At 75.0% G+C, this 6,695-nt stretch carries 4 protein-coding genes; 2 read left to right on the forward strand and 2 right to left on the reverse strand.

The window, feature by feature from the left end:
* Together EEJ42_RS36205 and EEJ42_RS36210 are read right to left on the reverse strand one after the other, a co-directional pair.
* Positions 1-411 (reverse strand): AfsR/SARP family transcriptional regulator (locus EEJ42_RS36205; RefSeq protein ID WP_281291587.1); only part of this gene is annotated, 411 nt, incomplete at its 3' end.
* Between the two features lie 177 nt (positions 412-588).
* Positions 589-2,676: an asparagine synthase-related protein gene (locus EEJ42_RS36210; RefSeq protein WP_123106440.1), complete on the reverse strand. Its 2,088-nt coding sequence runs from the start codon at positions 2,674-2,676 to the stop codon at positions 589-591.
* A gap of 921 nt (positions 2,677-3,597) precedes the next feature.
* On the opposite strand from EEJ42_RS36210, the gene EEJ42_RS36215 reads away from it, so the two are divergent.
* Together EEJ42_RS36215 and lhgO are read left to right on the forward strand one after the other, a co-directional pair.
* Positions 3,598-5,064, forward strand: coding sequence for an NsdA family TPR-like regulatory protein (locus EEJ42_RS36215; RefSeq protein WP_123106441.1), 1,467 nt, complete (start codon positions 3,598-3,600; stop codon positions 5,062-5,064).
* 229 nt (positions 5,065-5,293) lie between these two features.
* Complete coding sequence (gene lhgO, locus EEJ42_RS36220; protein WP_123106442.1) at positions 5,294-6,499, forward strand: L-2-hydroxyglutarate oxidase; 1,206 nt, start codon at positions 5,294-5,296, stop codon at positions 6,497-6,499.
* The last annotated feature ends 196 nt before the right edge of the window (positions 6,500-6,695 follow it).

A 6,695-nucleotide genomic window follows, 5' to 3' on the forward strand; every position in this document is an offset into this window, starting at 1 on the left:
CGGTCCGCGCCACAGCGCGAGCGCCCGCCGGAGCGTGGTGGCGGCCGAGTGCGGGTCACCGGCGTCGAGGGCGCGCATGCCGTCGCCGGCCAGCCGCTCGAAGCGCAGCAGGTCGACGTCGTCCCGGGGCGCGGCGGTCGCGAGCCGGTAGCCGCCGGGCGAGGAGACCACGGCCTCCCGTCCGATCGCCCGCCGCAACCGGCCCACCAGCGCCTGGAGCGCGGCGGGCGCGTCGTGCGGCGGTTCGGTGGCCCACACCTCGTCGATGAGGACGTCGACGGGTATGGGCCCGGGACGTGCGGCACGCAGGGCGAGCACGGCGAGCAGCGCACGGATCCGGGGGCCGCCGAGGGACAGCGGGTTCCCGTGTTCGTCGCGCACTTCGGTGGTGCCGAGGATGAGATACCGCACGGCGGCCATTCTCCTAGGTTTGCTGTGGAAGGGGACGCTCCACCGCGAGCGGGTCGCACACCCGCACGAGCGCGCGGCGCGCCGCCGCGCGCGCCCCCGGCCCCGCACCATGGACCGTCACATCGCGGGCCGTCACAGCGTGGGCCGTCACAACGCGGGCCGTCACAACGCGGGCCGTCACAGCGTGGGCCGGGGCACTACTCCGCCCGCCACCGCACGCTGGCGGGGGGCTGCCGTGCCGGTCCAGCAGGTGCCGCGGCGGGCCAGGAGGCGGCGTAGCCACACCTCCGTGGAGACCAGTTCGGCCAGGCCGTCCAGGGGCAGCCGTTCGCCCTCGGACGCCGCGCGCAGCGCCTTGCGGACGACGCGGGCCTCGATGAGCCCGGCGTCGGCCAGCAGCGGCGCGTCGAAGAGGGTGACGAGGTCGCCGAGCCAGGTGCGCAGACCCGCCCGTACGGAGGCGGCGTGCGCGGCGTGGGAGGTGGCGCCCCAGCCGGTGGGGAGGTCGCGGATGCCCGCTCCGGCGAGGACCGTCCGCAGGACGGAGGCGCGCGCTCCGGGCTGGACGCGCAGGGCTTCGGGGAGCGCGCGGCAGGCCCGTACGACCTGGTTGTCGAGGAAGGGGGCGTGCAGGCGCTGGCTGCGCACCTCCGCGGCCTGTTCGAAGACGCGGTGGTCGGCGGCGTAGCGGGCGAGGGCGGCGTCGGCACGGCGTTCCCCGGGGCGGCGCAGGAGGACCGGGCGCAGCGCCGCCTCTTCGAGGCGGACGGACACCTCGGCGAGGGCTTCCCCGGTGAGCCAGCGGGCGGCGGGGCCGGGGCGGCACCAGGCGAGCGAGGCGAGGGAAGCGGAGACGGCTCCGGCGGCAACGCCCGCGCCGTCGTCGGTGAAGCGGCGCTCCAGGAGGCGCGCGGCGGCTTCCTGCACACCGTCGCGGTAGGAGGTGCGGGCCAGTCGGCGGGCGGCGCGGTAGACGGTGAAGGGGACGAAGAAGGAGTGGGCGTTGGGCCCGTCGGCCTTGGCGAGGGCGGTGGCGGGGCGCAGCAGATGGCGTCTGCGGCGGTCGAGCAGCAGGTCGGCGAGGCGGGCCGGGTGGGCGTCGAGCACCTGGCGGGCGCCGTGGCCGACGAAGTGGTCGGCGCTGCCCGCGGCGAGGCGGCGCCGGTGGCGTTCGGCGATGACGAGGGAGGGTCCGGGTTCGTCGGTGAGGGCGCCGATGTCGAGGGCGGCGTACGGGAGGGCCTCCTCGCCCCCGGCGACGACCACGTGGTGCAGCCGGGGGTTGGCGGCGATGGCGCCCGCGCGTTCCAGTTCGGCCTCGCGGCTGCGGGCGCCGCCGGTGGTGGCGAGGTCGTTGAAGGTGACGGCGAGCAGGCGTTCACCGGCTTCGGTGCCGTGGCCGAGGAGGGTGCCGGGCATGCCGGGGAGACCGGCGGCGAGCAGCGCGAGCGTGGCGGAGGCGCTGCCTCCGGACAGGTCGGCGCCGATGCCGGGGGCCGGTGCGCCGCGGGCGGCCCGGCGTTCGGCGGGGCCCATGCCGGGGACGGGCCCGGGGTCGAGGCCGTCGGTGGCGGGGGCGTGGCGGGGTGCGGTGAGGCGGGCGCGCACGGCTTCCAGCAGGGCGTCCCGTACGCCCTCCACGGCGGTGTCCTGGTCGAGCGGGGGCGCGGCGACGGCGAGCGAGGCGGTGGGCTCGTAGCCGGTGATGTCGCGGGCGCCGTCGCGCAGGACGAGCGCGTGTCCGGGCGGCACCCGTCTGACGCCCATGTAGGGCGTGCCGTCGCCGACGGCCTCCGGCGAGTCGGGGCAGGCGAGCAGCGCGCCGAGGTGGCTGACGTCGAGCTGCGCCTCGATGAGGTCGGCGAGCGGGAGCGCGGCGGTGGCGTACGCGGTGCCGCCGGACCAGTCGGTGTGGAAGACGGGCCGGGCACCGGCCAGGTCACCGGCGATGGTGATGCGGCGGCCGACCTGGGCGACGGCGGTGTAGCTGCCGGGCCAGGCGGTGAGGTGGCGCAGGGCGCCGCCGCGGGCGGCGAACAGGCCGACCCGCAGCTCCTCGTCGGTGGCGCCGCAGCAGCCGAAGACGGCGAGCCGGGTGAAGGGGTCGGCCTGGACGACGCGCACCTCGTCGGGCCGCCAGTCGCCGACCGCCCACAGCGGATCGGGGTCGGACCACAGGAGTTGGGCACCGACCGGCTGGATCGCACGGCCTTCCGGGGGGACCGGGCCGGATGCGGTACTGCTCCACCCCACCAACCACCGCATCGCCGCCTCCACAGGCTGTGGGCATCCAGGGCATCCAAGAAGTAGGTGCCATCATGCACAGCATGTTGACGGTTTCGACATCGAACCGGACAACTACGTGGATCTCTTGGATGTCCCTTGACCGCAGATGACCGCGGGAATCCCAGGAGTTGATCACACCGTGCGGCTCCCGCGGCCAGGCGTTCGTAGGAAGCCCAGGAGGGAACCGTCACCCGTCACGACGCACCGTTCCGCCGTGGCCCATGCTGCCACGACTGGGGCGCACAACAGCGCAAGGACGCCGACGCGTGTGCGGGAAGAGGCCGACGCGTGGACGAGAAGGCATGACAGACGCCGATGCGTAGACGGAAGGCATGACCGCAGACGAGAAGCCATCACCCCGTATACGAAGAGACGTCAACGCGGCTACGGGAAAAGGGGCTTCCCGCGCCAGGCCTCCCCCTCCCCGGCCCGCCGCGGGAGCCCGGTCCTGACGGGCGATATCCGGCCAAGTTCGCCGTGGCGCACTCGGCGGTCTTGCGGATGCCCCGCCATCCCCCGGACCGCCACGCGCCGTTCGCCGCCGCTCGCCTCCACGTCCTCCCAACACGACAGTCCGGGAGGCGGCTTCCGCCTCCCGGACCGTTCCGCCACCCGCGGGGAATGAGGCGGCGGCGTCCCCCAGCCCACTGGATCCAGTACAGCGGGCCGACCCACGCAGGTCCCATCGAAACGTTCTCGCCGGGACTGAGACAGAGCGCACACACGGGCGCACAGCCACACACACCGGGAGCACGCGTCACGCCCCGCACGCCCGTTCGTACAAGAATCTCGCCATCCGGGACACCACCTCTTAACGGTCGGGATGCGGCGAACTACGCTGGGTTTACGAATGTCCCGCGCCTATGCCGGGGCGGCCGTCGGTGCTGTCGAGGGGTGCGCATGTCCAGGGAGCCACGCGGGCCGAACGAGAAGCTCGGCACCGTTCTCGCCCTCGCTGGGATCAGCAATGCCGGGCTCGCGCGCAGAGTCAACGACCTCGGCGCCCAGCGTGGCCTGACCCTTCGCTACGACAAGACGTCCGTAGCGCGTTGGGTGTCCAAGGGCATGGTGCCCCAAGGCGCCGCGCCCCATCTGATTGCTGCCGCTATCGGGAGCAAACTCGGCCGCCCCGTCCCACTCCATGAGATCGGCCTCGCCGACGCCGATCCGGCCCCCGAGGTCGGACTCGCGTTCCCGCGCGACATCGGCCAGGCCGTCCGCTCAGCGACCGAGTTGTACCGGCTTGATCTCGCGGGTCGGCGCGGCGGGGTGGGTATTTGGCAGAGCCTCGCCGGGTCCTTCGCGGTCAGCGCGTACGCCACGCCCGCCTCCCGCTGGCTCATATCCCCGGCCGACACCTCGGTCGCGCGCGGGCCCGAGGACGCCGAGGACACGGCCGCCGGTGCGGGCGCGAGCGGTACGGGCGGCACTGGTGCCGACGCCTTACCGCAGCGCGTCGGCCACAGCGACGTCACCAAGCTGCGCGAGGCCGCCGAGGACGCGCGCCGCTGGGACTCCAAGTACGGCGGCGGCGACTGGCGTTCCTCCATGGTCCCCGAATGCCTCCGGGTCGACGCGGCACCGCTGCTGCTCGGCTCGTACAGCGACGAGGTCGGCCGCTCCCTCTTCGGCGCCACCGCCGAACTGACCCGGCTCGCCGGCTGGATGGCCTTCGACACCGGCCAGCAGGAGGCCGCACAGCGCTACTACATCCAGGCGCTGCGCCTCGCCCGCGCCGCCGCCGACGTCCCGCTCGGCGGCTACGTACTGGCGTCGATGAGCCTCCAGGCCACCTACCGCGGCTTCGCCGACGAGGGCGTGGACCTCGCCCAGGCCGCCCTGGAGCGCAACCGCGGCCTGGCCACCGCCCGCACCATGAGCTTCTTCCGGCTGGTCGAGGCGCGCGCCCAGGCCAAGTCCGGGGACGGCCCGGCCTGCGGGGCGGCGCTGAAGTCCGCCGAGGGCTGGCTGGAGCGGTCCCGGGCGGGCGACCCCGACCCGTCCTGGCTCGACTTCTACAGCCACGAGCGGTTCGCGGCCGACGCCGCCGAGTGCTACCGCGACCTGCGGCTTCCGCGCCAGGTGCGGCGCTTCACCGAGCAGGCGCTGGCCCGGCCGACGGAGGAGTTCGTACGGTCCCACGGGCTGCGGCTCGTCGTCTCCGCCGTGGCCGAACTGGAGTCCGGCAACCTGGACGCGGCGTGCGCGGCGGGCGCCCGGGCCGTGGAGGTCGCCAACCGCATCTCGTCCGCGCGTACCACGGAGTACGTACGCGATCTGATGCACCGCCTCGAGGCGTACCGGGACGAACCGCGGGTGGCCGAGCTGCGGGAGCGGGCCCGGCCGCTGCTGGTGGCGCCGGCGTGAGGGGCTCACTGTGGTGACGGCCCGGTATCGGTGACGGCGCGGTATCGGCGACGGCCCGGGCCCGGTGACCCTGGCGTGAGCTTCGGGCAAAGCCCGCGTGATCTTCACGCACCCGTCCGGATCCCAGGCGCCGCATGGGTTTCGGGCCGCTGTCAGTGGCGCAGGTCATGATAGGGATCGACGGTCGGGCGACCGGACGGTTGTGGTGGCGCGCGGGGAGGTGCATGGCGTGGCGGCGGTGGACTGCGACGTGCTGGTGATCGGGGGCGGGATCGTCGGCATGTCGACGGCGTATGCGATCACGCGCGCCGCGCCCGGCACCCGCGTGACCGTGCTGGAGAAGGAGGCGGGCCCGGCCCGCCACCAGACCGGGCGGAACAGCGGAGTGATCCACAGCGGGATCTACTACCGGCCGGGTTCGCTGAAGGCGCGGTTCGCGGTGCGCGGCGCGGCGGAGATGGTGAAGTTCTGCGCGGAGTACGGCATCCCCCATGAGGTCACGGGCAAGCTCATCGTCGCCACCGAGCGCTCCGAGCTGCCGCGGCTGCACGCCCTGGTCCAGCGCGGCCGGGAGAACGGGATCCCGGTGCGCGAGCTGGGCCCCGCCCAGATAGCGGAGTACGAGCCGTGGGTGCGCGGGCTCGCCGCGATCCACGTCGGGACGACGGGCGTGTGCGACTTCGGGGCGGTGGCCGCGCAGCTGGCCCGGCTGGCGCGGGACGCGGGAGCGTCCGTGCGGTACGAGGCGGGGGTGACCCGCATCGGCCGGCGCCCCACGGCGGTCGCGGTCCGCACGGCGGACGGCACGGTGCTGCGGGCGCGGGCCCTGGTGAACTGCGCGGGGCTCCAGTGCGACCGCGTGGCGCGGCTGGCTGGCGACGACCCGGGCATGCGGATCGTGCCCTTCCGCGGTGAGTACTTCGAGCTGACGCCGTCGCGTACGTCGCTGGTCAACGGCCTGGTCTACCCAGTGCCCGACCCCGCGTTCCCGTTCCTCGGCGTCCATCTGACCCGCGGCATCGACGGCGGCGTCCACATCGGGCCGAACGCGGTGCCCGCCCTCGCCCGCGAGGGATACGCCTGGCACACCGTCCGCCCGCGCGAGCTGGCCGGGACGCTGGCGTACCCGGGCTCCTGGCGGATAGCCCGCCGCCACTGGCGGTACGGGGCGGGCGAGCTGCGCCGCTCCCTGTCCAAGCGCGCCTTCACCGACGCCGTCCGCCGCCTGCTGCCGGACGTGACGCCCGACGACCTGATAGCCGCCCCGGCCGGGGTGCGCGCCCAGGCGGTGCTGCCGGACGGCACGCTCGTGGACGACTTCCTGATCTCGCAGTCGCCCCGCGTCGTCCACGTCCTCAACGCCCCCTCCCCCGCCGCCACCGCCTCCCTCCCCATCGGCCGCGAGGTGGCCCGACGGGTGCTGGAGGCGCTGTGAGCGGTCTCACGCCTACGGCCACCCGGTAGCGGGGCGCGCCCGCCCCCACGCCCCGCGGCGTGGGGCGCCCGCCGCGCGCTACCGGGGACGGCACCGACCTGCGCCCCCGACGATCCGTACGCCGGGGGCGCGTCCACTGCCCCCGGCAGCCGCGACCACCCCGCCCCCGGGGGGGGCGACGCACCACGCCGCCGAC

The organism is Streptomyces botrytidirepellens (assembly GCF_003721215.1).
GTDB classification, from domain to species: domain Bacteria; phylum Actinomycetota; class Actinomycetes; order Streptomycetales; family Streptomycetaceae; genus Streptomyces; species Streptomyces himastatinicus.